Source organism: Margalitia sp. FSL K6-0131, assembly GCF_038008735.1.
Classification (GTDB): Bacteria; Bacillota; Bacilli; order Bacillales; family Bacillaceae_C; genus Margalitia; species Margalitia shackletonii.
This window is the reverse complement of record NZ_JBBOZS010000001.1, coordinates 103,200-127,601: the sequence shown is the minus strand read 5'-3', so window position 1 is coordinate 127,601 and position 24,402 is coordinate 103,200. Positions and strand designations below refer to the sequence as shown.

Sequence of the window (24,402 nt, the reverse complement as noted above, 5' to 3'; positions counted from 1 at the left end):
AACGGAATAACCTCCCACGAATAAAGGTTGCGAGTGAAAAGTTTTTCGCATCGCAACCCCGTCGGACAGAAACCAATTGTTTACATGGATTAATCTTCGATTGTGATACCCATGCTGCGTGCAGTACCTTCAACCATACGCATTGCTGCTTCAACGCTAGCTGCGTTTAAGTCAGGCATTTTTGTTTCAGCGATTTCACGTACCTTGTCACGCTTAACAGTTGCTACCTTTTTACGGTTAGGCTCACCTGAACCTGACTCGATACCAGCTGCTTTTTTAAGTAAAACCGCAGCAGGTGGGGTTTTTGTAATGAATGTAAATGAACGGTCTTCAAATACCGTAATCTCAACAGGGATAATTAAACCAGCTTGATCAGCTGTACGAGCATTAAACTCCTTACAGAATCCCATGATATTAACACCGGCTTGACCTAGTGCAGGACCGACTGGTGGAGCAGGATTCGCTTTTCCAGCAGGGATTTGTAATTTTACAATTTTAATTACTTTTTTAGCCACGAGACACACCTCCTTAAGTCCGTGATGTGGTAATAGGGTTGTCCCCTCCCACTCATCTTATAAAATCTTTATTTTATTAAAGATATTCTTTAATTGTTCAGCTTTCTCAGCGAGAATAAATACTGACCTAAAGAATATTACCATTTATCAAGAAATATTTCAAGTTGTTTAAGTTTATATTTTATCAATTTGTGTAAAAACAAGATCGACAGGTGTTTCACGTCCAAACATGTTAACACTAACTTTAGCACGACCTTTATCACGGTCAATTTCCTCAATTTTACCAGTAAAATTAGCAAATGGTCCTTCTTTTACCGTAACGGTTTCGCCAATTTCAAAGTTTACGTCCACGCGTTTTTCTTCCATACCCATATGTTTTAATATTACATTTACTTCTTCCGGTAATAGCGGAGTTGGTTTTGAACCAGAACCGGCTGATCCGACAAAGCCTGTTACTCCCGGTGTATTTCGAACAACATACCAGGAATCATCTGTCATGATTATTTCTACAAGTACATAACCTGGGAAAACTTTCCTCTTTACTACTTTCTTTTTCCCGTTTTTAATATCAGTTTCTTCTTCTTCCGGTACTACCACTCGGAAAATCTTATCCTGCATTCCCATTGACTCGACACGTTTTTCTAAATTTGCTTTTACTTTATTTTCATAACCTGAATACGTATGAACAACATACCAATTCTTTTCCATTATTAAGGACTTGTGTCCGTCCCTCCCTAACATTAATTAACTATTTGATTACTACCAAGTGGTCGTTATCTTTGTCCAGCTACGTCGCCTATCGACTAGCAAACTTCTGGTCTCCTCCCTACGATAAGTCAACATCAGCTCGTGAACTACCTCAGCACAGTTTCCTTTATCTCAGTCGAAGCCCGAAAGGAAGTACGTCGATGAACAGTCGGCTTCGCTTTTCTTTTTCCAAATGAAAAAACCCGTTAAACGGGCTGAAGAACAATAAATGATTATTTTCCATTATACCATGTAATATGGCAAGTTATTCAAGCTAAAGTTTTTATTTCTATTGATTTAAGCTAAGAATCCATTTTACGAGATTAGAAACGCCAAAATCTACTATTACAAAAAACACAGTCAAAAAGACTACTGTACCAATAACGGTTGCTGTGTAGGTGATTAACTCTTTACGCTTTGGCCAACTTACCTTTCTCATCTCTGAAGAAACGTTACTAAAAAACTTCGCTATTGACATCTTTGTACCTCCAACAAAAAACAAAATAAATGCACTGCTACTTCGTTTCACGATGAATCGTATGTTCGTTGCAATGTTTACAAAACTTCTTGAGTTCCAGTCTTTCTGTTTGGGATTGTTTATAATCAGCTGTGTAATTACGAGAACCGCATTTTTCACAGGCTAACGCAACTTTTTTTTGCATAAAAACACCTGCAATCTATATCAAATCCTGATGATTTCTATTAAAATTAAAAGAATTACAAAAAGTATAATTTAAATATACCATTCTTTTTAAGAACTTAACATGGTAAATCTGCATTTGTCAATATAAGGTATTACTTACATGCTAAATTCACGCACTTCTAAATACCGTTCTAGTTTTCTCTTAACCCTTTGCAGTGCATTATCAATAGATTTAACATGACGATTTAATTCCTCAGATATTTCCTGATAAGATTGTCCATCCAGATACAACGCGAGAACCTTTCTTTCTAAATCACTTAGAAGTTCCGTTATTTTCCCTTCAATATTATCGTACTTTTCCCTATTAATAATAAGCTCTTCAGGATTTAATATTTTTGCACCAGTGATGACATCCATCAATGTACGATCTGACTCCTCATCATAAATTGGCTTATCAAGAGAAACATATGAGTTAAGCGGGATATGCTTCTGCCGGGTGGCTGTTTTAATTGCAGTAATAATTTGGCGGGTAATACATAGCTCAGCAAATGCCTTAAAGGAGGTAAGCTTGTCCTCTTTATAGTCGCGAATTGCCTTATAAAGACCAATCATGCCTTCTTGAATAATATCTTCTTTATCCGCACCTATTAAAAAATAAGAACGCGCTTTAGCTCTGACAAAATTTCGATATTTGTGGATTAGATAATCTAACGCTTCACTTTCCCCATTATGAACAGATTCAATCAATTGCTCGTCTTCCATGATTTCATACTTTTCGTTATGCTTGACCTCGATATTAAGGTTCACATGAATCCCCCCGAACGCGAAAGCAATAGATAGAAATATTATACATTACTGAAAATTCAAGCGTCAACAATCATTGCTTACCTCTCCGTAATTTTTCGAAATATTCGGCTACCTCCTTACTTAAAGGGATTCTAGATATTGGCTTTTCCTCTTGGATTTCCTTCACATTTTTTGTGATATTTTGGTTATTCATCTCTACTTCTGTTAATAACTCTCTAGCAGAAATACGCAAAGCACCTTGCCCAAAGATTGCCCACTGTTCCGTATAATCAGAGGTTGCTACATGAATTTGTGTCCTTTTATTATTAAGTTCTATCGCCATTTTCTCAATTCTTTCATCAGCAGATTCATTTTCCTTTGTATAAATGACTTCTACATTATGATGACGATATTTTTTTTGAATTCCCTTTACATCATATGCATCAAAAACAATGATTACTTTGTAACCAGTGTATCCTTGATACTCTGCCATTTTTTCTATTAGGCGGTCTCTTGCTGCACTAAGATTTGTCTTCCTTAACTTTCGAAGCTCTGGCCAAGCACCAATGATGTTATATCCATCAACAAGCAAAATATCCATTATTATTCACCGATAGGATAACGTTGTCGGTAAACCTCATAGATTAATAAGCTGGCTGCAACAGAAGCGTTTAACGATGTTACATGACCAACCATCGGTAAGTGAATAAGAAAATCACAGCTTTCCCTAATTAAACGACCTATTCCTTTACCTTCACTGCCTATGACCATTGCTAACGGAAGAGATCCATCCATTTTACGATAATCCTGACTTCCTTTCGCATCCGTACCGAAAATCCATATACCGCGTTCTTTAAGCTCTGCAATGGTTCTAGCTAAATTTGTCACCCTAACAACTGGAACATGTTCAATAGCTCCAGTTGATGCTTTTGCCACTGCTCCCGTCAATCCAACCGCTCTGCGCTTTGGAATAATAATTCCATGAACACCTGCAGCATCTGCCGTTCTTAAAATAGATCCTAAATTATGTGGATCTTCGAGCTCATCCAATATTAAAAAGAAAGGTGTTTCCTGTCTTTGTTCTGCCCTTATGAATAAATCATCTATTTCAGCATATTTATAGGCAGCTACCTGCGCTACAACACCTTGATGGTTTTCACTTACCATCTGATCAATTTTTTGCTTTGGAACATACTGAACTAAAACTCTTGCTTCTTTTGCTAATTGAATGATTTGCTGCATTTGGCCTTTTTGTGAACCTTCCGCTATCCAAATTTTATTAATTTCCCTATCTGACTTTAATGCCTCGATAACAGGGTTTTTCCCGCTGATATAATCCTGAGCCATTTATACGACCTCCTATCCAGTATTATTTTTTTCTTGTACCTTGTTCTTCAGCGATGGCAACGGCCATATCGATAATAGTTTGCAGCCTTATTTGATTATCAATTAAGTATAAATAGCCAATTAAAGCTTCAAATGCTGTGCTATGCCGATAAGTAAGTACATCTGTGTTTTTGGGTACTGTTCCTGATTTAGCGTTTCTTCCTCTTCTTACAACGGCCAGTTCTTCCTCTGTTAATATCTCTTTTTCCAAAAGCTCGTGTAAAATGGCGGCTTGAGCTTTCGCGGAGACAAATTTTGTTGCTTCACGGTGAAGCTGATTTGGCTTTGTTTTCCCTAAAAGGAGAAGATGGTGACGCACTTGTACTTCGTATATAGCGTCACCCATATAAGCAAGAGCCAGACTATTTAATCCTTTAACATCGAAGCTATGATTATTCGTTTCGGACATATTTATCCTCTTCTCCATCTAATACCTTGTGGTGTATCTTCTAAAATAATGTTCATCTCTTTCAAACGGTCACGAATTTCATCTGCAAGTGCAAAATTCCTTTCTTTTCTTGCAGTATTGCGCTTTTCAATTAGATCCTCAATTTCTTCATCTAGTAATTCTTCATTTTCTAATTTTAGCCCTAATACAGAGAAAAGATTTTCAAATTGCTTCATAAACGCTTCAATCACTTGATTGGAAGTGTTTTTTTCACGCAAATAGTAATTTGCTTGTTTAGATAAATCAAATAGTACCGAGATTCCATTGGCAGTATTGAAGTCGTCATCCATTTCATTCACAAATGATTGATGAAGTTCTTCTAGTTTTTGCAGCCATTCCTGATCATCATGAGTTAAGTTTGCGCTAACCTGCTTACGGTGCTTAAGGTTTTGATAGGATGTTTTCAATCTTTCTAACCCTGCACCTGCATTTTCCAATAATTCCTCACTATAATTAATTGGATTTCGATAATGTACAGATAGCATGAAAAATCTTAGCACCTGCGGATCATGATGTTGAATAATATCATGAACAAGAACAAAATTGCCCAGTGATTTTGACATTTTTTCATTATCAATATTAATATAACCGTTATGCATCCAATATCTTGCAAATGTTTTTCCTGTTAGTGCTTCAGACTGTGCAATTTCATTTTCATGGTGAGGGAATGTTAAATCTTGACCACCGGCATGAATATCAATCGTATCCCCAAGATACTTTCGAGCCATTGCCGAGCATTCAATATGCCATCCGGGTCTTCCTTTTCCCCATGGGCTCTCCCAGTATATTTCCCCTTCCTTCGCCGCTTTCCAAAGAGCAAAATCCAAGGCATCGTCTTTTTTCTCCCCAACTTCTATACGCGCTCCTGATTTTAAATCATCAATTGATTGGTGTGATAGCTTACCATAACTGGAGAAGCTGCGTGTTCTGTAATACACATCCCCCGCTGATTCATATGCATAACCCTTCTCGATTAATGTTTCAATAAATTGAATAATAATATCCATATTCTCCGTTACTCTTGGATGTACATCAGCCTTGTTGCAGCCTAATGCAGATACATCCTCGAAGTAAGCCTTAATAAAACGATCAGCAATTGTAGGGACATCTTCCCCCAGTTGATTGGCTGCTTTGATTAATTTATCATCGACATCTGTAAAATTGGAAACAAAGTTTACATCAAATCCGCGATATTCCAAATAGCGGCGTACTGTATCAAATACGATTGCCGGGCGGGCATTCCCTATATGAATATAATTGTATACGGTTGGCCCGCACACATACATTTTGACTTTTCCTTCTTCCAATGGGATAAATTCTTCTTTCTTTCTTGTCAGCGTATTATAAATTTGAATCGGCATGTTCCTTTTGAACCCCTTTCCTTTTCAATTCCTCGAATTCTACTTGTAATTGTCTCATTTTCTCTTCAATAGCCCAACATCGATCGGCTACTGGATCCGGCAAATCACTATGGTTTAAATCTTTTTTCACTTTTACCCCATCTCTAATGACCACTCGTCCTGGTATTCCGACAACTGTGGAATTCGGAGGTACATTCTTTAAAACAACAGATCCGGCGCCTATTTTAGCATTTTCTCCAACGGTGATAGATCCTAGAACCTTTGCACCGGTTGCGATAAGTGCATTATCTTCAATAGTCGGATGTCGTTTTCCTTTTTCCTTGCCAGTTCCTCCTAACGTTACACCTTGATAGACCGTAACATTATTGCCTATTTCGCAGGTCTCTCCAATCACCACGCCCATTCCATGATCGATGAAAAAGCGTCTGCCTATTTTAGCACCCGGATGGATTTCAATACCGGTAAAAAAGCGACTAACCTGTGAGATGACACGGGCAATAAAGAAAAGTTTCCTCTTATAGAAGCTATGAGCAATTCGATGAGCCCAAATAGCATGGAGCCCAGAATATGTTAGGATCACTTCCAGATAACTGCGGGCTGCAGGGTCCTGCTCAAAAACAACCTCGATATCTTCCTTTATCCTTCTAAACATTTTTTTCGCTCCTTAATATCAAATCCGTACGCCGATAGGCGCTGGTGAAATTTGAAGTGCCAATTTCACTTGAAGCTAGACGTGGACAATTCCCCAAACAAGTTATCCACGGGTATTCATTTTAAAACAAAATCGAGTAGGAGGGGGTGACTAACCCCCGACCTCTCACACCACCGTACGTACCGTTCGGTATACGGCGGTTCACTTAAGTATGACGCAAATGGTTGTATCTATCTAACAGACTTTTAAGCTTTTGATTTCTCCAAAACTTTAGATTTAGTGTTGTGTGTAAGATAGGACTATTCGAAATGCGCCAATATTTCTTACGAGAATTTCCCCATTCATGGGCCTTCTCTCTTGGAACGCCAAGGGATATGAGCCTTTTAATTTTTGTTTTGGGTAGTTTCCATTGTTTCCAAAGGCACATTCGGAGTCTTCTTCGAATATGTTCATCCAGTTGTTTAAAGGGAGTTGGCGTGTCTGCCAGCGCAAAATATCCGCACCAACCAACAAGGTATTCATTTAGTTTCTCAATACGCAATTCCAATGGAATGGGTTTTGACCTTGATGTTAGTTCTTTTATTCTACTTTTAGCTCTCTTTATACTTTCTTTTGCGATACGGATTTTTGGATTACGGTTTGATGTGAAGCTGAATCCAAGAAACTTTCGTTTCCACGGTCTGTCCACCGCACTTTTCTCTTCATTTACTTTTAGTTTAAGCTTCTTTTCAATGAAAGTAGTGATAGAACTCTTGACACGTAAACCTGCCTTCTTGGTTTTTACGTAAATATTACAATCATCTGCGTAGCGGACAAATTTGTGTCCTCTTTCCTCTAGTTCCTTATCTAATTCATCTAACATGATATTGGAAAGTAGTGGACTTAATGGTCCACCCTGAGGAACACCTTCTTCGCTGATAGTTTCCACACCGTTTATCATAATCCCCGACTCTAAGTATTTTCTAATTAACTTTAGAATCGTCTTATCCTTGACTCTTTTTGCTAGGAGTCCCATAAGCATATCGTGATTTACCTTGTCGAAGAACTTTTCTAAGTCCATATCTATTACCCATCTGTAGCCCTCTTCTATATATTGCCTTGCTTCCCTAACGGCATCATGTGCCCTTCTTCTGGGTCTAAACCCATAGCTATGTTCGGAAAAGGTTGGGTCATAGATTGGGGTTAATATTTGGGCAATCGCTTGTTGGACAAAACGGTCTGTCACGGTAGGAATACCTAATAAACGAACGCCGCCATTTGGTTTCGGGATTTCGACTCGTCTGACTGGCATAGGCTCATAGGTTCCGTCCTTTATTGAATTTCGGATTTCTTGCCAATTTTGTAGAATATGCGCTCGTAGGGATTTTACAGGCATTTCATCTACTCCATGGCTACCCTTATTCTTTTCGACACGTTTCAATGCCGAAAGTAGATTGTCCCGTGACAGTATTCGTTCCATCATTTCGATACATCCTTTCACGTGAATATACGTGCTATTTGTGCCATTGTTTATTCCACCCTCTTAAAGTCCCCTGTGGAATTCACCACTTCCTCCTTTAAGTAAGTCCAATTGGATTGTCTGTATCATCATAAACAATGAACGCCTAGTGTATATTCTCCTTAAATGTTCAGTCCTTCCCTAACCATCTTAAGCTAGTCAGGTACTATGACCTCTGCTGACTTCTGGCTGTTCAATTACCCTTCACAAAGTAAGTTACCGAGTGTGCTCGGCATTTCAGCCAGACCTCCCCAGGTAAGAGTACAGTCTTTCTCCCCATCTATCTGCTTCATTTACTCTGTATCATCTTTGGCAGAAAGGACTTCGTTTTGTTTGGCAAACTCATCCAATGATACCTAGCCTTATATGAAGTTCGTGTCCCTCAGACCGGAGATTTGCCGCCCGCTTCCTTCAGATTCTGCGTCACCACAGACACCCTTGCGTTTAGCTACTGCTACTTCTGCCTTCACAGTTCGGGACTTTCACCCTATAGACTGCACCCATGCTGGGCGCACCAAAAAAGCGTCTCTGAATAGACAGAGACGCTTCACACGCGGTTCCACTCTGTTTGAACATAGAAACTTCACTATGTCCCAACTTTCCCTTTTAACGGAAGGTTTTCCGCTTACTCCTACTTGTGGGAACGTTCGGAATAAGGCTCAGAGGTGCATTTCAAAAAACGAGAGGCCTAAACCACTTTCAGCCGGTGATGGTTCTCTCTTAAAAGCTTCGTTCAAAATTATGAACGCTGCTTTTGTAAGCAATCGTTTTTTTACTTCTCCTCATCAACACTTTACGATATATAATCCCTGCATGACAGGTGTTAATAATAAGATATTTAATCTTACTATATAATATTTTGAACAAAATGTTAATCTAAAATACTTTCAATACGATTAATTATTTTTTGCTTTCCAAATAACTGAATCGCTTTTGGTAAATCTGGTCCATGGACTTGTCCGCTCACAGCAGCCCGGATCGGCATAAACAGTTTTTTTCCTTTATGTCCTGTCGCTTTTTGAACGGCCTTAATAGCTTTATTAATATATTCCGCCTCAAATACTTCAAGAGCATTGATTTCTGCTAAAAACGCACGTAAAACCTCCGGTACTTGTTCCTCAGCGAGCACAGCTTTTGCTTCTTCTTCATAGGTTATATCTTCTTTGAAGAATAGTTCGGAAAGTTCCACAATTTCCGCTCCATAACTCATTTGTTCTTGATATAAAGATACCAAGTTACGAACCCAATTGCTTTCCTCTTCCGTTAAATTATTTGGTACACGACCCGCTTTCATAAGATGCGGCAAAGAGAGCTCTACTGCTTTATCGAGATCTACTTTTTTCATATATTGATTGTTCATCCAAGCAAGTTTTTGTTTATCGAACAATGCTGGTGACTTAGATAGACGGTCTGCATCGAATATATTGATAAATTCTTCTCTTGAGTATATTTCCTCTTCCCCTTGAGGAGACCAGCCTAATAGAGCAATAAAGTTAAATAAGGCTTCTGGTAAATACCCTAACTCTTCGTATTGTTCGATGAATTGAATAATACTCTCATCACGTTTGCTTAGCTTCTTACGGCTTTCATTCACAATAAGCGTCATATGGCCAAAAATTGGAGGTTCCCATCCAAATGCTTCGTAAATCATCAATTGCTTTGGAGTATTTGAAATATGGTCATCTCCACGTAATACATGAGAGATTTTCATTAAATAATCATCTACAGTAACGGCAAAGTTATAAGTTGGAATTCCGTCTTTCTTAACGATTACAAAGTCTCCAATTCCATCGGATTCAAAGGATACCTCGTCTTTTACCATATCGTGAAAAGTATATATTTTTCCTTTTGGAACTAAGAAACGGATACTTGGCTTTCTGCCTTCCTTTTCAAGGCGTTCTTGATCCTCTTTTGTAAGGTGGCGGCATTTTCCTGAATATTGAGGGGTTTCACCGCGAGCAAGTTGTTCCTCCCGCTCTGCCTCAAGCTCCTCCTCCGTACAATAACATTTGTATGCCTGTCCATTCTCAAGCAACCGATTATAATACTCCTGATATATATGATTCCGCTCAGATTGGCGATAAGGTCCAAACTCACCTTCCTTATCAACACTTTCATCCCAATCCATTCCAAGCCATTTTAAATATTTGAGCTGACTTTGTTCGCCGCCTTCAATGTTGCGCTTTGTATCCGTATCTTCTATACGGATAATAAAGGAACCTCCTTTACTGCGAGCAAATAAATAATTGAACAGTGCTGTTCTTGCATTTCCTATATGTAAATGTCCTGTTGGACTCGGTGCATACCTTACCCTAATATCCTTTGACATTTTGAAAAGTCCTCCTCGGTTTGTCTAAGAAATCTATTAATCCTGTACTATTTTACCACTGTCATTGTTTTAAGAAAAGCGCCGGCGCCTTGCTCATCCGCTAGCCGATAGGTGCCGAAGCTAGACAAAAGAAAAAAAGGGTGCTTACTTTACTGCTTGTAAAAGAACCACAGCTTGGGAGGCAATTCCTTCCCCGCGGCCAGTAAATCCAAGTTTTTCTGTAGTTGTGGCTTTAACATTTACCTGTGAAATGTCACCTTCTAACAACTCGGCAATTCTGCCTCGCATTTGTTCGATGTAAGGAGCCATTTTAGGCTTTTGGGCAATGATGGTACAATCAATATTTCCCAAACAATAACCCTTTTCTTTTACTAAATTCCAAACATGTGATAATAACTTAGCGGAATCTGCATCTTTAAAAGCAGGATCAGTATCAGGAAAATGCTTGCCAATATCGCCTTCTCCAATCGCTCCCAAGCATGCATCTGCCACTGTATGTAATAACACGTCCGCATCGGAATGCCCTAGTAATCCTTTCTCATAAGGAATGTCAATCCCGCCAATAATCAAGGGGCGACCCTCGGTCAACTGATGAACATCATAACCTTGTCCAATTCGAAACATAATTTTGCTCCTTTTCCACTTCTTTTACTTATTTAAAGATCGATGTTTTAAAATTGCCTCAGCAATATAGAGATCCTCTGGAGTTGTTAATTTAATATTATCATAATCTGCTGTCACAATTTGGACAGGATACTGCAGCCTTTCTACTAACGAAGCTTCGTCTGTACCAAGAAAATTTTCCTGCAAAGCTTGATGATGAGCTTCCCACAAAAGAGAAAAGCGAAAAGCTTGTGGGGTTTGTACCTGCCACAAGCTTGTACGCTCAATCGTCTCCACTACTTGGAAATCCTGAACCTTTTTAATGGTATCCTTGACTGGAACAGCAGCAATCGCAGCCCCTTTTTCATGGGCGGCTTTTGCAAGTTGATGAATGACTTCATGTCTAATAAATGGTCTAGCTCCATCATGAACTAATATAATGTTACTGTCTTTTATAACTTTCAAACCATTAAAAACACTATATTGTCTTTCTGCTCCACCAAAAACCAAATGAATTTTTTTGGTAGTACTGTAGGTGTTTAATAACTTTTTGAAAAAATCCTCATCATCAGGTTGAATAGCTAAAATAATTCCACTGCACTTTTCATCATCAAGAAAAACCTTAAGGGTATGAGAAATAATCGGTTTTCCATTTAAGTGGAGAAACAATTTATTTTTTCCCGCTCCCATACGTTTTCCTTGACCAGCAGCTGGAATAATTACCTGATATTCCATTATTCTATACCCCTATCACCTTTTATAATGCCTTCTCTAACAATTTGGGCTTGGCAAATATCATTCGACCGGCAGATGTTTGCAGTACACTTGTAACTAAAACATCAATCCGTTTTCCAATATAGTTTCTGCCCTCTTCCACAACGATCATTGTACCATCATCTAAATAGGCAATGCCTTGATGATATTCTTTTCCGTCTTTAATTAATTGAACATTTAGCTCTTCTCCTGGTAAAACAACTGGCTTTACAGCATTCGCTAAATCATTTATATTCAATACTTGTACATTTTGCAGTTCACAAACTTTATTTAAGTTAAAATCATTCGTGACTACAATACCATTCGTCAATTTTGCAAGTTTAATTAACTTACTGTCCACTTCTTGAATATCATCAAAGTCACCTTCATAGATTTGCACTTCAATTGGAAGCTCTTTTTGAATACGGTTCAAAATATCTAATCCTCTTCTCCCTCTATTACGCTTCAAAGCATCGGAAGAATCGGCAATATGCTGAAGCTCCATTAAAACAAATTGAGGAATAACAATTACACCATCCAAAAATCCCGTTTGGCAAATATCCGCAATTCTACCATCAATAATGACACTTGTATCCAATAGTTTCAATGTTTTTGTGTTCTTTTTTTCTTCCTCTACTTCGATATTTGCTTTCTTTTTGTTGGAACGAGAAATAGTAAATAGATTCATCAATTCCTCACGCTTTTTAAAACCAATTTGAAAGCCCAAATATCCAAGTAATAAAGTTAAAAGAATTGGAATAACTGAATTCACAAACGGAAATCTCATATTATTGAATGGTATTCCCACCAAAAAGGCAATAAGCAAACCAAAAATTAAACCTAAGCTCCCAGATATAATCTCCGTAATTGGGGCTTTCACCACAGAATCCTCAAACCATTTAACAAAATCAACCACATAATCAACTGTCCAAAAAGTAATTAAATAAAATATAATAGCACCTAAAATTGCAGTAACATAAGAATTATTAAGAAAGATAATATCATGTAAATTAAATAGTTTAAATAATTCAGGTAATAAAAAGATACCAAGCGTTCCTCCTATAATTAGAAAGCATGCTTGCACTAGTCTTTTTAACATTTTTTCACCTCCTTTATTCATTATAAACAAATTCTTAAGTTTAAAACGTAATATTGATGAATATTTTTATTTTGTAACGATATGGTCAAATTATTGTTATAACGAAGTATTAATTTGTACATTTGTAATATATATCTCCTCATCAATATAGTTATTTAAGTTGTTTTCACATTGATTGTTTCTTTTCGCCATTTATAATAAATCCTAACAAGACTGGCTTTCGGGGTTTGCCCATTTTTCACTAAATAAGGATGGTACAACGTTTTTGTCTTCAAAATCAACAGAGTTTAATTTATAACTGGCGATCCGCAAATATTTGCTCTCTTATCAACTGCAATCCGTCTTTAATTTTTCTTGCTCTTACCTCACCAATTCCTTCTACATCATCGAGTTCATCAACCGAAGCACGAAGGATATTGGGAAGCGTTGAAAATGTATCTATTAAGTTTTCCAAAATGATCGTAGGAAGTCTTGGAATCTTACTTAGGACTCGATAGCCTCTTGGACTGACCGTTTCATCAGGATGAATGAAATTGTTATAACCTAATAGCTTCATCACGACGTTGTCATCTAAAACATCGGAACCCACCATATCCTGAAATCTTAATAGCAGGTCGATAGGTTTTATCTTTTGATCAAAAGCATAGTCTCTTATAATCAGCATTGCTTCATGTTCAATATCTGTCATAAGTTCTTTCATCTGGAGCCGGACTAAACGCCCTTCTGTTCCTAATTCATTTAAATAAGTAATCAACTCTTTTTTTATCCTTATGACCATTTCTAATCGATGAAGCACTTGCAATAAATCACTGTTTGTTACAAGTTCTTCGAATTCCAAAACAGATAGATTTGCGATACTTTGATCTAGCACAACCTTGTATTTTTCTAACGTTTGAATAGCCTGATTAGCCTTTGTCAAAATGACCCCAATGTCTTTTAATGCGTAGCGAAAGCTCCCTTGATATAAAGTAATAACATTTCTTCTTTGCGAAATAGCAATAACAAGCGATTTTGTTTGTTTCGCTACTCTTTCAGCTGTACGGTGTCTCATCCCTGTTTCAGAGGAAGTGATGGTTGGATCAGGAGCCAATTGAGCATTAGCAATTAAAATTTTGCTGCCAGTTTCATTCAAAATAATAGCCCCATCCATTTTAGCCAATTCATATAAGTAACTAGGACTAAAACTGCAATTAATAGTGAATCCACCATCCACTAATGCTTTCACCCGGTCATTATAGCCAAGGACAATTAAGCCACCCGTATTAGCACGCAATACATTATCAATACCTTCTCTAATCGGTGTTCCGGGTGCGATTAATTGTAGAATCTCCGACATGGATTTTTGTTGGGGCTTTTTATCTTCCATCCATTCATCCTCCTAGTGCATGCTTTAAAGCTTCTTTCACTGTTGAAACACCAATTACTTGAATGTCTTTTGGTATTTTCCAGCCTCCCAGATTATTATTCGGAATAATAACCCGATTAAAACCTAATTTTGCAGCCTCTTGTACACGCTGTTCGATTCTGGATACTCTTCTAACCTCACCTGTTAGCCCAATTTCACCAATAACAATATCATCGGCATTTGTAGGTACATCCCGGAAGCTGGAGGCAATGCTTACTGCGATAGCCAAGTCGATGGCCGGTTCGTCAATTTTTACTCCGCCTGCAACCTTTAAATATGCATCCTGATTTTGTAATAGCATACCTACTCTTTTTTCCAAAACAGCCATTATTAAATTTACCCTGTTATAATCGATCCCAGATGCCATTCTTCGGGGTGTTGGGAACATAGTAGGTGAAACAAGTGCTTGGATTTCCACTAAGATAGGTCGTGTACCTTCCATTGAGGCAACAACTGTCGAGCCTGAAGCACCTTTTGACCGCTCCTCTAGAAATATCTCTGACGGATTTTCCACTTCTACAAGACCTAATTCTTTCATTTCAAATATGGCCATTTCATTTGTCGAGCCAAATCGATTTTTTACAGCTCGTAAAATTCGATAGGAATGATGTCTCTCTCCTTCAAAATAAAGAACAGTGTCAACCATATGCTCTAAAAGTCTCGGTCCAGCAATATTACCTTCCTTTGTAACATGCCCTACAATGAAAATAGCAATACCATTTGTTTTAGCTATTCTCATTAGTTCCGCTGTACATTCCCGAACTTGAGATACGCTCCCCGGCGCCGAGGTTACTTCGGGGTGAAAAATGGTTTGGATAGAATCGATAATGACAAAATTGGGGTTTATATCTTGAATGGTTTGTTGAATAACCTCAAGATTCGTTTCAGAAAAAACATATAGCTCACTTGAAGTAATTTGAAGGCGGTCTGCTCGAAGCTTCGTTTGTTTAACAGACTCTTCCCCTGAAATATACAAAACTTTGTGTTGATGTGTAGAAAGCTGAGATGATACTTGAAGAAGAAGTGTTGATTTACCAATCCCAGGGTCTCCCCCAATTAAGACTAAGGATCCGGGTACTACCCCTCCACCTAGTACTCTATTTAATTCCACTAAATCCGTTTCTACTCTAGCTTCCTGTTCCGATTGAATGGTATTTATGGGGGCTGCTTTTGCCGCCGTTCCTGGAGCAGTATGTAAAAAAGCACCTTTAGGCTTACTAATGACAGAAACTTCCTCCGTCATTTGATTCCATTCATTACAGCCTGGACATCTTCCCATCCATTTTGGCGATTCATACCCACAAGATTGGCAAATAAATTTTGTTGTTTTCTTTGCCATTTTTTACTTCCTTTCTATATATCTATGCGTAATCAAAATAGTGATGACCTTTTTGAATAAGAAAAGCACAAGCGCCGCAGCTCTAGCATAAGGATTTCGCAGTCCTCAACGCAAGATTTAGGAAATCGTGCTGAAGGTAGTTCACTGGCTGATGTTTTACTCGCAGGGCGGAGTAGAATCCCGCTAGCCGGCAGACGCTGGTGAAATTTAAAGTGCCAATTTCACTTGAAGCTAAACAAAGGCTAATGGCCTTAATAAATTCTTAAAAAACTTATTTTTATCTCTTAAAATACAGTTTCATACAACTTTCAAGTATGAAAGGAGGTTGCATTCTTTTGATTAAATATCTCAACAAAAGAATGCAACCTATTCCATTAAATTACATATTATAGACGTTCCAACTACCAAAATGGTTTCATATATTTATGAAATCATTAAGATAATGTTCCGGTCATTTCTGAGGAGTTCACAACAAATTTACCGTCTTTTACATCAATCACAACATGCTGACCTTCTAAAATTACACCTTTTAATAGCTCTTCAGACAAGCGGTCCTCAATATATTTTTGGATTGCTCGGCGAAGCGGTCTTGCACCATATTCAGGATCATATCCTTTTTCGGCAATCTTTTCTTTAGCTGCCTCTGATATTTCAAGTTCAATTTTCTGTTCTTTTAAGCGTTTTACTAGCTCTTCTGCCATAAGGGTAACAATTTGTTTCAATTGGTCTTTTTCTAATGCATGGAAGACGATCGTTTCATCAACTCGATTTAAAAATTCCGGACGAAATGCTCTTTTAAGCTCTTCCATTACTTTGCTTTTCATATCCTTGTAGTCTTGATTATTATCTTGAATATTAAAGCCGACAAATTTATTACGCTTTAAGGCTTCTGCACCTACATTAGACGTCATAATGACTACTGTGTTGCGAAAATCAACTGTACGGCCCTTGGAATCTGTTAAACGGCCATCTTCTAAAACTTGCAGTAAAATATTAAACACATCTGGATGTGCTTTCTCAATTTCATCTAACAAAATAACGGAATAAGGTTTTCTTCTTACCTTTTCTGTTAATTGTCCGCCTTCTTCAAAGCCTACATATCCAGGAGGGGAGCCGACAAGTCTAGAGGTAGAATGCTTTTCCATGTATTCAGACATATCAATACGGATCATCGCATCCTCATCCCCAAACATTGCTTCCGCAAGGGCTCTAGCTAGTTCTGTTTTCCCGACACCTGTTGGACCCAAGAAGATGAAGGAACCGATTGGACGTTTTGGATCCTTCAATCCGGCACGTGCCCGGCGAACTGCTTTAGAAATAGCCTTAACGGCCTCTTCCTGCCCAATTACTCGAGAATGTAATAGCTCTTCCAGATTTAATAATCTTTCTGATTCTGTCTGTGCCAATTTAGAAACCGGAATTCTAGTCCAGCTTGAAACTACATTCGCAATGTCTTCAACTGTCACTTCACTATTTTCTTGACCTTGCTTTTCCTTCCAAGATTTTTTCGTTTCTTCAAGCTTTTCACGTAAACGCTGTTCAGAATCACGGAGAGATGCAGCTTTTTCAAATTCCTGACTTTGTACCGCGGCATCCTTTTCCTTTTTAATTTCTTCAAGATTTACTTCTAATTCTTTTAAGCTTGGAGGAGTTGTATAGGATCTTAAGCGAACCTTTGAACCAGCTTCATCAATTAAATCAATCGCCTTATCTGGTAAGAATCGATCCGAAATGTAACGATCTGATAATTTTACAGCTGCTTCAATAGCCTCATCTGTGATAGAAACACGATGATGAGCTTCATAGCGGTCACGAAGTCCTTTCAATATTAAGATAGACTCTTCTGTTGTTGGCTCATCCACTTGAATTGGTTGAAATCTTCTTTCCAAGGCTGCATCTTTTTCAATATATTTTCGATATTCATCCAGTGTTGTGGCACCAATACACTGAAGTTCCCCGCGAGCTAGCGAAGGCTTCAAAATATTAGAAGCATCAATTGCTCCTTCAGCACCACCTGCACCAATTAAAGTATGAAGTTCATCAATAAATAGAATGATATTTCCGGCTTGGCGAATTTCATCCATTACCTTTTTTAAACGGTCCTCGAATTCACCGCGATACTTTGTTCCAGCTACAACTGTACCCATATCTAATGTCATGACACGTTTATCACGAAGTGTTTCCGGTACCTCATTATTCACAATTTGTTGAGCAAGTCCTTCCGCAATGGCGGTTTTACCAACTCCTGGCTCTCCAATAAGGACAGGATTATTTTTCGTTCTTCGGCTTAACACCTCTATCACGCGTTGGATTTCTTTGCTTCTGCCAATAACCGGATCAAGTGTTTCTTCTCGGGCAATAGCCGTTAAGTCCCGAGCAAGGCTGTCTAATGTTGGAGTATTCGCATTAGAAGGAGAACCTCCTGGATGGTTACCTGTCTCATTGCTGCCAAGAAGCTGCAGAACTTGTTGGCGTGCCTTATTTAAGCTTACACCTAAGTTATTTAGAACTCGGGCAGCGACTCCTTCTCCTTCACGAATTAATCCAAGCAATATATGTTCTGTTCCAACATAAGAATGCCCTAGCTTACGCGCCTCATCCATCGATAATTCAATTACTTTTTTAGCACGCGGTGTATAATGAATGGTTTGCCCAGAATCTTGTCCTTTACCAATCAAATTTTCTACTTCCGATTGAATTTTTTCTGCACTTAGTCCAAGACCATAAAGTGCTTTTGCAGCTATTCCTTCTCCCTCTTGAACTAATCCAAGTAATATATGCTCTGTTCCGATATTATTATGGCGTAAACGAATCGCTTCTTCTTGTGATAATGCAAGAACTTTTTGTGCTCTTTCTGTAAATCGGCCAAACATCATAAGGATCTCCTCCTAACCATTATTCACTTCTTCAAGTTTTAAGCGTTCCCTAATAAGTGAAGCTCTTCTAATATCCCGTTCATGTGGGCGAAGAGGTCCTCCGGCATATTGCTGTAAAAAGCCAGGTTGTGTGAGTATCATCAATTCATTTAGAATACTCTTTGATACGCTTTTAATATACCCCGTGTCAATGCCCAGACGTACATCCGAAAGGCATTGTGCTGCTTCTTTTGATTCGATAATACGGCTATTTGCCAATACACCATAAGAGCGGTATACTCTATCTTCTAATTGTATGTTAGAGGTTTTAATCAATGCTTCTCTTGCAGACCTTTCTTGAGCAATTATTTGATGAACTACACTTGTTAGATCTGCTACAATATCCTCTTCCGTTTTTCCTAACGTCATTTGATTAGAAATTTGAAATATGTTCCCGAGAGCTTCACTGCCTTCACCATATATTCCTCTAACCACTAAACCAAGCTGATTAATGGCCGGAATAATTCGATTCATTTGTTGAGTCAAAATTAAGCCAGGTAAATGAACCATGACGGAAGCTCTCAATCCCGTTCCGACATTGGTTGGACAGCTCGTTAAATAACCAAATTTTTCACTAAAAGCATAGTGAATATGTTCTTCAATTAAATCATCTATACGATTTGCTTTTTCCAATGCATCCTTTAATTGAAGCCCGGGAAAAAGGCATTGAATACGGATATGATCTTCCTCATTAATCATAATACTTACATCTTCATCATTAGTTAAGATGACTGCCCCGTGTGAGGATTCATCAGCAAGATTGGGACTGATTAAATGTTTTTCAACTAAAACCCTCTTTTGTAAAGGTTGTAATTCATCCATTTTTAACAAGTCTATCTGACTATAATCATTTCTTATCAAGTTAAAAATTTCTGTTACTTCCGTTATTATTTTCTTTGCTTGTTCAGGGCTATATATAGTTGGGAAATAATAATCTTTAAAGTTGCGGGCCAAACGAATTCGTGAGCTTAACACAATATCAGAATCTGGTCCATCCTGACTCATCCATGAACTTATCGCTTTATTTAAAAATTTATCAAGAGTCATCGGGCCTCTCCTCCTTCAGAAAGAAGTTTAGCCTCTAAAGCACGAACTTGATCGCGAATTTCTGCAGCTCTTTCGAATTCTTCATTTTGAATAGCAATGTGCAGGTCCGCTCTGAATTGTTGGATTTGCTTCTTAATATGAATGGAACCCCCAATTCTTTTAGGGATTTTACCATGATGCTCATAATTACCACTGTGAAGCCTTTTTAAAATAGGAGTTAATTGTTCTTTAAAAGTCTCATAACAATGGGCACATCCAAACTTTCCAACATTTAAAAATTGTTTAAAGGTCATTTTACAATTTTCACACTGTAAAATTTCATTTCTAGGGAGTGTTTCTTGCTTTGTTTGCTGAAAGATTGGATCATAGCTAAATAATCCCGCTAATAAGTTATTAATTGAAAAACCTGGCTCTCCATCAAACATGAACATTTCACCTTTTTCTTGAGCACATTTTTCGCAATAGTGAAGTTCTGTTTTCTCCCCATTTAAAATCTTGGTAAAGTGTAGAGTCGCCGGGCGCTCGTGACATTCTTGACAAATCATGCCTTACACCTCTCCACTATTTGTATTTCAATGTTATAAGCATTGCCTTTAGCATTCTTGCCCTCAGTTCATCTCTTTCAGGTAAATCGATGTACAATACTGAACGATCCATCACACATAGCATAATTTTTGCTTCTCTCTCGGAAATAACCTCTTCCTCCACTAATCGAATAATTACATCTGTTGCATTAGACTGGGAGACACGGTTTTTAATAAGTAAAATAAGCTGGTCAATTAAATGGGCTTGATCATGACTTTTTACTTTCATGATGCGAATATAACCACCGCCGCCTCTTTTACTTTCCACTACATAGCCTTTTTCTATTGTAAAGCGAGTATTTATTACATAGTTTATTTGAGATGGAACACACTGAAATTTATCGGCAATTTCACTTCTTTTTATCTCTACTATTTCACTGCCATTCATTTCCAAAACTTTCTTTAAGTAATTTTCTATGATGTCAGATATATTTTTCATCAAGTCCACCTCCTTCTCCCGACTTGACTTTGACTATATTTGACATTAATTATACATGATTATTCCAAAAGTGCAAGGGTTTCGATTCTAGCATATGTAGGCGGCGCTTAACACATTGCAATATATCTTATGTGAAATGACAATATTGGTTAACTGTATCGGATATTTCTAAATATCAGTTTCACCAAAGTGCATTTAAAATAAAACATGGAAAGAAAAAGTAAAAAATTATTTTTGTATACTTCTGTAGGTGAAGTTTTGCTTGTTGAAACTAAAAAATGAGGTTTTTATATGATTTAGCATTTATTCTCGTCGGTTTCATCCATAATCTCGCGAATGTATCCACTAATAGCAGCTAATCTCGTGATTCGGGACTATAGAACTATTTTTACCATACAAAAAAGCCACAGAATAATATCTGTGGCTTTCGCTGTTTGCCTGGCAACGCCCTACTCTTGCAGGGGGAGAGCCCCCAACTACCATCGGCGCTGAGAAGCTTAACTTCCGTGTTCGGGATGGGAACGGGTGTGACCTTCTCGCCATAATTACCAGACTATATGAGGTTTGTTCCCTCAAAACTAAATACTGCAGAAGAAGAAGTAAAACTGAGTTTCGCTTTTTTCAATCCAGCTCCAGCGCCTATCGGCTAGTGAATTTCTCCGTCTCCTCCCTACGATAAGTCAACATCAGTTCGTGAACTACCTCACTGTGTTTCCTTTATCTCGAGCCTGCGACTACGAAATTCATACGCCGATGAGCAAGGCGCTTCCACTTTATATTTTGGTTAAGTCCTCGATCGATTAGTATTCGTCAGCTCCATGTGTCGCCACACTTCCACCTCGAACCTATCAACCTGATCATCTTTCAGGGATCTTACTAGCTTGCGCTATGGGAAATCTCATCTTGAGGGGGGCTTCATGCTTAGATGCTTTCAGCACTTATCCCTTCCGCACATAGCTACCCAGCGATGCCTTTGGCAAGACAACTGGTACACCAGCGGTGCGTCCATCCCGGTCCTCTCGTACTAAGGACAGCTCCTCTCAAATTTCCTACGCCCACGACGGATAGGGACCGAACTGTCTCACGACGTTCTGAACCCAGCTCGCGTACCGCTTTAATGGGCGAACAGCCCAACCCTTGGGACCGACTACAGCCCCAGGATGCGATGAGCCGACATCGAGGTGCCAAACCTCCCCGTCGATGTGGACTCTTGGGGGAGATAAGCCTGTTATCCCCGGGGTAGCTTTTATCCGTTGAGCGATGGCCCTTCCATGCGGAACCACCGGATCACTAAGCCCGACTTTCGTCCCTGCTCGACTTGTAGGTCTCGCAGTCAAGCTCCCTTGTGCCTTTACACTCTACGAATGATTTCCAACCATTCTGAGGGAACCTTTGGGCGCCTCCGTTACTCTTTAGGAGGCGACCGCCCCAGTCAAACTGCCTGCCTGACACTGTCTCCCACCCCGATCAGGGGTGCGGGTTAGAATTTCAATACAGCCAGGGTAGTATCCCACCGACGCCTCCACCGAAGCTGGCGCTCCGGCTTCAAAGGCTCCTACCTATCCTGTACAAGCTGTACCAAAATTCAATATCAGGCTGCAGTAAAGCTCCACGGGGTCTTTCCGTCCTGTCGCGGGTAACCTGCATCTTCACAGGTACTATAATTTCACCGAGTCTCTCGTTGAGACAGTGCCCAGATCGTTACGCCTTTCGTGCGGGTCAGAACTTACCTGACAAGGAATTTCGCTACCTTAGGACCGTTATAGTTACGGCCGCCGTTTACTGGGGCTTCAATTCAGAGCTTCGCTTACGCTAACCCCTCCTCTTAACCTTCCAGCACCGGGCAGGCGTCAGCCCCTATACTTCGCCTTGCGGCTTCGCAGAGACCTGTGTTTTTGCTAAACAGTCGCCTGGGCCTATTCACTGCGGCTCTCTCGGGCTTGCACCCTACCAGAGCACCCCTTCTCCCGAAGTTACGGGGTCATTTTGCCGAGTTCCTTAACGAGAGTTCTCTCGCTCACCTTAGGATTCTCTCCTCGCCTACCTGTGTCGGTTTGCGGTACGGGCACCTTTCACCTCACTAGAGGATTTTCTTGGCAGTGTGGAATCAGGAACTTCGGTACTATATTTCCCTCGCTATCACAGCTCCGCCTTCACGGTTACGGGATTTGCCTCGTAACCAGCCTAACTGCTTAGACGCACATAACCAGCAGTGCGCTTACCCTATCCTCCTGCGTCCCCCCATCGTTCAAACGGTGAAGAGGTGGTACAGGAATATCAACCTGTTGTCCATCGCCTACGCCTTTCGGCCTCGGCTTAGGTCCCGACTAACCCTGAGCGGACGAGCCTTCCTCAGGAAACCTTAGGCATTCGGTGGAAGGGATTCTCACCCTTCTTTCGCTACTCATACCGGCATTCTCACTTCTAAGCGCTCCACTAATCCTTCCGGTTTAGCTTCACCGCCCTTAGAACGCTCTCCTACCACGGACACCTGTCAGGTGTCCATCCACAGCTTCGGTGATACGTTTAGCCCCGGTACATTTTCGGCGCAGAGTCACTCGACCAGTGAGCTATTACGCACTCTTTAAATGGTGGCTGCTTCTAAGCCAACATCCTGGTTGTCTAAGCAACTCCACATCCTTTTCCACTTAACGTATACTTTGGGACCTTAGCTGGTGGTCTGGGCTGTTTCCCTTTTGACTACGGATCTTATCACTCGCAGTCTGACTCCCAAGCATAAGTATTTGGCATTCGGAGTTTGTCTGAATTCGGTAACCCGATGAGGGCCCCTAGTCCAAACAGTGCTCTACCTCCAATACTCTTCATCTTGAGGCTAGCCCTAAAGCTATTTCGGAGAGAACCAGCTATCTCCAAGTTCGATTGGAATTTCTCCGCTACCCACACCTCATCCCCGCACTTTTCAACGTGCGTGGGTTCGGGCCTCCAGTAAGTGTTACCTTACCTTCACCCTGGACATGGGTAGATCACCTGGTTTCGGGTCTACGACCTCATACTTATTCGCCCTATTCAGACTCGCTTTCGCTGCGGCTCCGCTTCATCAGCTTAACCTTGCATGAAATCGTAACTCGCCGGTTCATTCTACAAAAGGCACGCTATCACCCATTAACGGGCTCTAACTACTTGTAGGCACACGGTTTCAGGTTCTCTTTCACTCCCCTCCCGGGGTGCTTTTCACCTTTCCCTCACGGTACTGGTTCACTATCGGTCACTAGGGAGTATTTAGCCTTGGGAGATGGTCCTCCCTGCTTCCGACGGGATTTCACGTGTCCCGCCGTACTCAGGATCCACTCTGGAGGGAACGAAGTTTCAACTACAGGGTTGTTACCTTCTTTGACGGGCCTTTCCAGACCTCTTCATCTACTCCGTTCCTTTGTAACTCCGTATAGAGTGTCCTACAACCCCAAGAGGCAAGCCTCTTGGTTTGGGCTTCTTCCGTTTCGCTCGCCGCTACTCAGGAAATCGCGTTTGCTTTCTCTTCCTCCGGGTACTTAGATGTTTCAGTTCCCCGGGTCTGCCTTCATTACCCTATGTATTCAGGTAAAGATACTGCTCCATTACGAGCAGTGGGTTCCCCCATTCGGAAATCTCCGGATCAAAGCTTGCTTACAGCTCCCCGAAGCATATCGGTGTTAGTCCCGTCCTTCATCGGCTCCTAGTGCCAAGGCATCCACCGTGCGCCCTTACTAACTTAACCTATAAGGTTATTACTACTTTAAAATGGATGAAATCCATAAAGTGGCGATTCTCGGTTTTACTTGGTTTCTTCTATCAGTATCTAGTTTTCAAAGAACAAATTATCCTGGATGAATTGATCATCCAAAACTGAACAGAA

Annotated in this window: 21 protein-coding genes and 2 rRNA genes; all 23 read right to left on the bottom strand. The window is 39.8% G+C overall.

Annotated elements, in window-relative coordinates:
- Window positions 1-89 precede the first annotated feature (89 nt).
- The 23 genes from rplK to NSQ59_RS00540 all read right to left on the bottom strand — a co-directional run bounded on the left by rplK (window position 90) and on the right by NSQ59_RS00540 (window position 24,264).
- A complete protein-coding gene (gene rplK, locus NSQ59_RS00650) occupies window positions 90-515 on the bottom strand; it encodes a 50S ribosomal protein L11 (RefSeq protein ID WP_055737789.1) in 426 nt (141 codons plus the stop codon).
- Between the two features lie 174 nt (window positions 516-689).
- Window positions 690-1,223: a transcription termination/antitermination protein NusG gene (gene nusG / locus NSQ59_RS00645; protein WP_055737788.1), complete on the bottom strand. Its 534-nt coding sequence runs from the start codon at window positions 1,221-1,223 to the stop codon at window positions 690-692.
- Between the two features lie 328 nt (window positions 1,224-1,551).
- Window positions 1,552-1,740 carry a preprotein translocase subunit SecE gene (secE, locus tag NSQ59_RS00640; RefSeq protein ID WP_055737787.1) on the bottom strand — a complete coding sequence of 63 codons (189 nt, stop codon included), beginning with the start codon at window positions 1,738-1,740 and terminating at the stop codon, window positions 1,552-1,554.
- Between the two features lie 37 nt (window positions 1,741-1,777).
- Complete coding sequence (gene rpmG / locus NSQ59_RS00635; RefSeq protein ID WP_083489161.1) at window positions 1,778-1,924, bottom strand: 50S ribosomal protein L33; 147 nt, start codon at window positions 1,922-1,924, stop codon at window positions 1,778-1,780.
- Window positions 1,925-2,061: 137 nt separating this feature from the next.
- Window positions 2,062-2,667 carry an RNA polymerase sporulation sigma factor SigH gene (sigH, locus tag NSQ59_RS00630; RefSeq protein WP_187356718.1) on the bottom strand — a complete coding sequence of 202 codons (606 nt, stop codon included), beginning with the start codon at window positions 2,665-2,667 and terminating at the stop codon, window positions 2,062-2,064.
- A gap of 115 nt (window positions 2,668-2,782) precedes the next feature.
- Entirely contained in the window at window positions 2,783-3,292 is a 510-nt protein-coding gene (locus NSQ59_RS00625; protein ID WP_340828574.1) for an NYN domain-containing protein, read from the bottom strand.
- A 2-nt stretch (window positions 3,293-3,294) separates the two neighbouring features.
- Entirely contained in the window at window positions 3,295-4,038 is a 744-nt protein-coding gene (gene rlmB, locus NSQ59_RS00620; RefSeq protein ID WP_055737784.1) for a 23S rRNA (guanosine(2251)-2'-O)-methyltransferase RlmB, read from the bottom strand.
- 22 nt (window positions 4,039-4,060) lie between these two features.
- The gene (locus tag NSQ59_RS00615; RefSeq protein WP_055737783.1) at window positions 4,061-4,486 is read right to left on the bottom strand and encodes a Mini-ribonuclease 3; all 426 of its coding nucleotides are present in this window, start codon (window positions 4,484-4,486) and stop codon (window positions 4,061-4,063) included.
- Between the two features lie 2 nt (window positions 4,487-4,488).
- Window positions 4,489-5,886 carry a cysteine--tRNA ligase gene (gene cysS / locus NSQ59_RS00610; protein WP_126648297.1) on the bottom strand — a complete coding sequence of 466 codons (1,398 nt, stop codon included), beginning with the start codon at window positions 5,884-5,886 and terminating at the stop codon, window positions 4,489-4,491.
- Entirely contained in the window at window positions 5,867-6,538 is a 672-nt protein-coding gene (gene cysE, locus NSQ59_RS00605) for a serine O-acetyltransferase (protein ID WP_055737781.1), read from the bottom strand. Before cysE ends, cysS begins: the two co-directional genes overlap by 20 nt.
- Window positions 6,539-6,743: 205 nt before the next feature.
- The gene (gene ltrA / locus NSQ59_RS00600; RefSeq protein ID WP_340828527.1) at window positions 6,744-8,000 is read right to left on the bottom strand and encodes a group II intron reverse transcriptase/maturase; all 1,257 of its coding nucleotides are present in this window, start codon (window positions 7,998-8,000) and stop codon (window positions 6,744-6,746) included.
- A 907-nt stretch (window positions 8,001-8,907) separates the two neighbouring features.
- A complete protein-coding gene (gene gltX / locus NSQ59_RS00595; RefSeq protein WP_340828569.1) occupies window positions 8,908-10,365 on the bottom strand; it encodes a glutamate--tRNA ligase in 1,458 nt (485 codons plus the stop codon).
- A 144-nt stretch (window positions 10,366-10,509) separates the two neighbouring features.
- Window positions 10,510-10,989: a 2-C-methyl-D-erythritol 2,4-cyclodiphosphate synthase gene (gene ispF, locus NSQ59_RS00590; RefSeq protein ID WP_055737779.1), complete on the bottom strand. Its 480-nt coding sequence runs from the start codon at window positions 10,987-10,989 to the stop codon at window positions 10,510-10,512.
- Window positions 10,990-11,013: 24 nt separating this feature from the next.
- On the bottom strand, window positions 11,014-11,703 hold the full coding sequence (ispD, locus tag NSQ59_RS00585) for a 2-C-methyl-D-erythritol 4-phosphate cytidylyltransferase (protein WP_055737778.1): 690 nt from the start codon (window positions 11,701-11,703) through the stop codon (window positions 11,014-11,016).
- Between the two features lie 22 nt (window positions 11,704-11,725).
- Entirely contained in the window at window positions 11,726-12,820 is a 1,095-nt protein-coding gene (locus tag NSQ59_RS00580; protein ID WP_055737777.1) for a PIN/TRAM domain-containing protein, read from the bottom strand.
- Window positions 12,821-13,112: 292 nt separating this feature from the next.
- On the bottom strand, window positions 13,113-14,186 hold the full coding sequence (disA, locus tag NSQ59_RS00575) for a DNA integrity scanning diadenylate cyclase DisA (protein WP_055737776.1): 1,074 nt from the start codon (window positions 14,184-14,186) through the stop codon (window positions 13,113-13,115).
- A gap of 4 nt (window positions 14,187-14,190) precedes the next feature.
- Window positions 14,191-15,564 carry a DNA repair protein RadA gene (gene radA, locus NSQ59_RS00570; protein WP_055737775.1) on the bottom strand — a complete coding sequence of 458 codons (1,374 nt, stop codon included), beginning with the start codon at window positions 15,562-15,564 and terminating at the stop codon, window positions 14,191-14,193.
- A 434-nt stretch (window positions 15,565-15,998) separates the two neighbouring features.
- Window positions 15,999-18,440, bottom strand: a complete 2,442-nt coding sequence (gene clpC, locus NSQ59_RS00565) for an ATP-dependent protease ATP-binding subunit ClpC (RefSeq protein WP_055737774.1) — start codon at window positions 18,438-18,440, stop codon at window positions 15,999-16,001.
- A gap of 12 nt (window positions 18,441-18,452) precedes the next feature.
- Complete coding sequence (locus tag NSQ59_RS00560; RefSeq protein WP_340828565.1) at window positions 18,453-19,526, bottom strand: protein arginine kinase; 1,074 nt, start codon at window positions 19,524-19,526, stop codon at window positions 18,453-18,455.
- Window positions 19,523-20,071: a UvrB/UvrC motif-containing protein gene (locus tag NSQ59_RS00555; RefSeq protein WP_055737772.1), complete on the bottom strand. Its 549-nt coding sequence runs from the start codon at window positions 20,069-20,071 to the stop codon at window positions 19,523-19,525. Before NSQ59_RS00555 ends, NSQ59_RS00560 begins: the two co-directional genes overlap by 4 nt.
- A gap of 16 nt (window positions 20,072-20,087) precedes the next feature.
- A complete protein-coding gene (locus tag NSQ59_RS00550; protein WP_055737771.1) occupies window positions 20,088-20,549 on the bottom strand; it encodes a CtsR family transcriptional regulator in 462 nt (153 codons plus the stop codon).
- A gap of 436 nt (window positions 20,550-20,985) precedes the next feature.
- Window positions 20,986-21,102, bottom strand: a 5S ribosomal RNA gene (gene rrf / locus NSQ59_RS00545).
- Between the two features lie 227 nt (window positions 21,103-21,329).
- A 23S ribosomal RNA gene (locus tag NSQ59_RS00540) occupies window positions 21,330-24,264 on the bottom strand.
- Between the last annotated feature and the right edge of the window lie 138 nt (window positions 24,265-24,402).

Coding starts and splice junctions, on each gene's coding strand:
- nusG (WP_055737788.1), bottom strand. CDS start 1,223: ATGGAAAAGAATTGGTATGTTGTTCATACGTATTCAGGTTATGAAAAT.
- secE (WP_055737787.1), bottom strand. CDS start 1,740: ATGTCAATAGCGAAGTTTTTTAGTAACGTTTCTTCAGAGATGAGAAAG.
- rpmG (WP_083489161.1), bottom strand. CDS start 1,924: ATGCAAAAAAAAGTTGCGTTAGCCTGTGAAAAATGCGGTTCTCGTAAT.
- sigH (WP_187356718.1), bottom strand. CDS start 2,667: ATGGAAGACGAGCAATTGATTGAATCTGTTCATAATGGGGAAAGTGAA.
- NSQ59_RS00625 (WP_340828574.1), bottom strand. CDS start 3,292: ATGGATATTTTGCTTGTTGATGGATATAACATCATTGGTGCTTGGCCA.
- rlmB (WP_055737784.1), bottom strand. CDS start 4,038: ATGGCTCAGGATTATATCAGCGGGAAAAACCCTGTTATCGAGGCATTA.
- NSQ59_RS00615 (WP_055737783.1), bottom strand. CDS start 4,486: ATGTCCGAAACGAATAATCATAGCTTCGATGTTAAAGGATTAAATAGT.
- cysS (WP_126648297.1), bottom strand. CDS start 5,886: ATGCCGATTCAAATTTATAATACGCTGACAAGAAAGAAAGAAGAATTT.
- cysE (WP_055737781.1), bottom strand. CDS start 6,538: ATGTTTAGAAGGATAAAGGAAGATATCGAGGTTGTTTTTGAGCAGGAC.
- ltrA (WP_340828527.1), bottom strand. CDS start 8,000: ATGATGGAACGAATACTGTCACGGGACAATCTACTTTCGGCATTGAAA.
- gltX (WP_340828569.1), bottom strand. CDS start 10,365: ATGTCAAAGGATATTAGGGTAAGGTATGCACCGAGTCCAACAGGACAT.
- ispF (WP_055737779.1), bottom strand. CDS start 10,989: ATGTTTCGAATTGGACAAGGTTATGATGTTCATCAGTTGACCGAGGGT.
- ispD (WP_055737778.1), bottom strand. CDS start 11,703: ATGGAATATCAGGTAATTATTCCAGCTGCTGGTCAAGGAAAACGTATG.
- NSQ59_RS00580 (WP_055737777.1), bottom strand. CDS start 12,820: ATGTTAAAAAGACTAGTGCAAGCATGCTTTCTAATTATAGGAGGAACG.
- disA (WP_055737776.1), bottom strand. CDS start 14,186: ATGGAAGATAAAAAGCCCCAACAAAAATCCATGTCGGAGATTCTACAA.
- radA (WP_055737775.1), bottom strand. CDS start 15,564: ATGGCAAAGAAAACAACAAAATTTATTTGCCAATCTTGTGGGTATGAA.
- clpC (WP_055737774.1), bottom strand. CDS start 18,440: ATGATGTTTGGCCGATTTACAGAAAGAGCACAAAAAGTTCTTGCATTA.
- NSQ59_RS00560 (WP_340828565.1), bottom strand. CDS start 19,526: ATGACTCTTGATAAATTTTTAAATAAAGCGATAAGTTCATGGATGAGT.
- NSQ59_RS00555 (WP_055737772.1), bottom strand. CDS start 20,071: ATGATTTGTCAAGAATGTCACGAGCGCCCGGCGACTCTACACTTTACC.
- NSQ59_RS00550 (WP_055737771.1), bottom strand. CDS start 20,549: ATGAAAAATATATCTGACATCATAGAAAATTACTTAAAGAAAGTTTTG.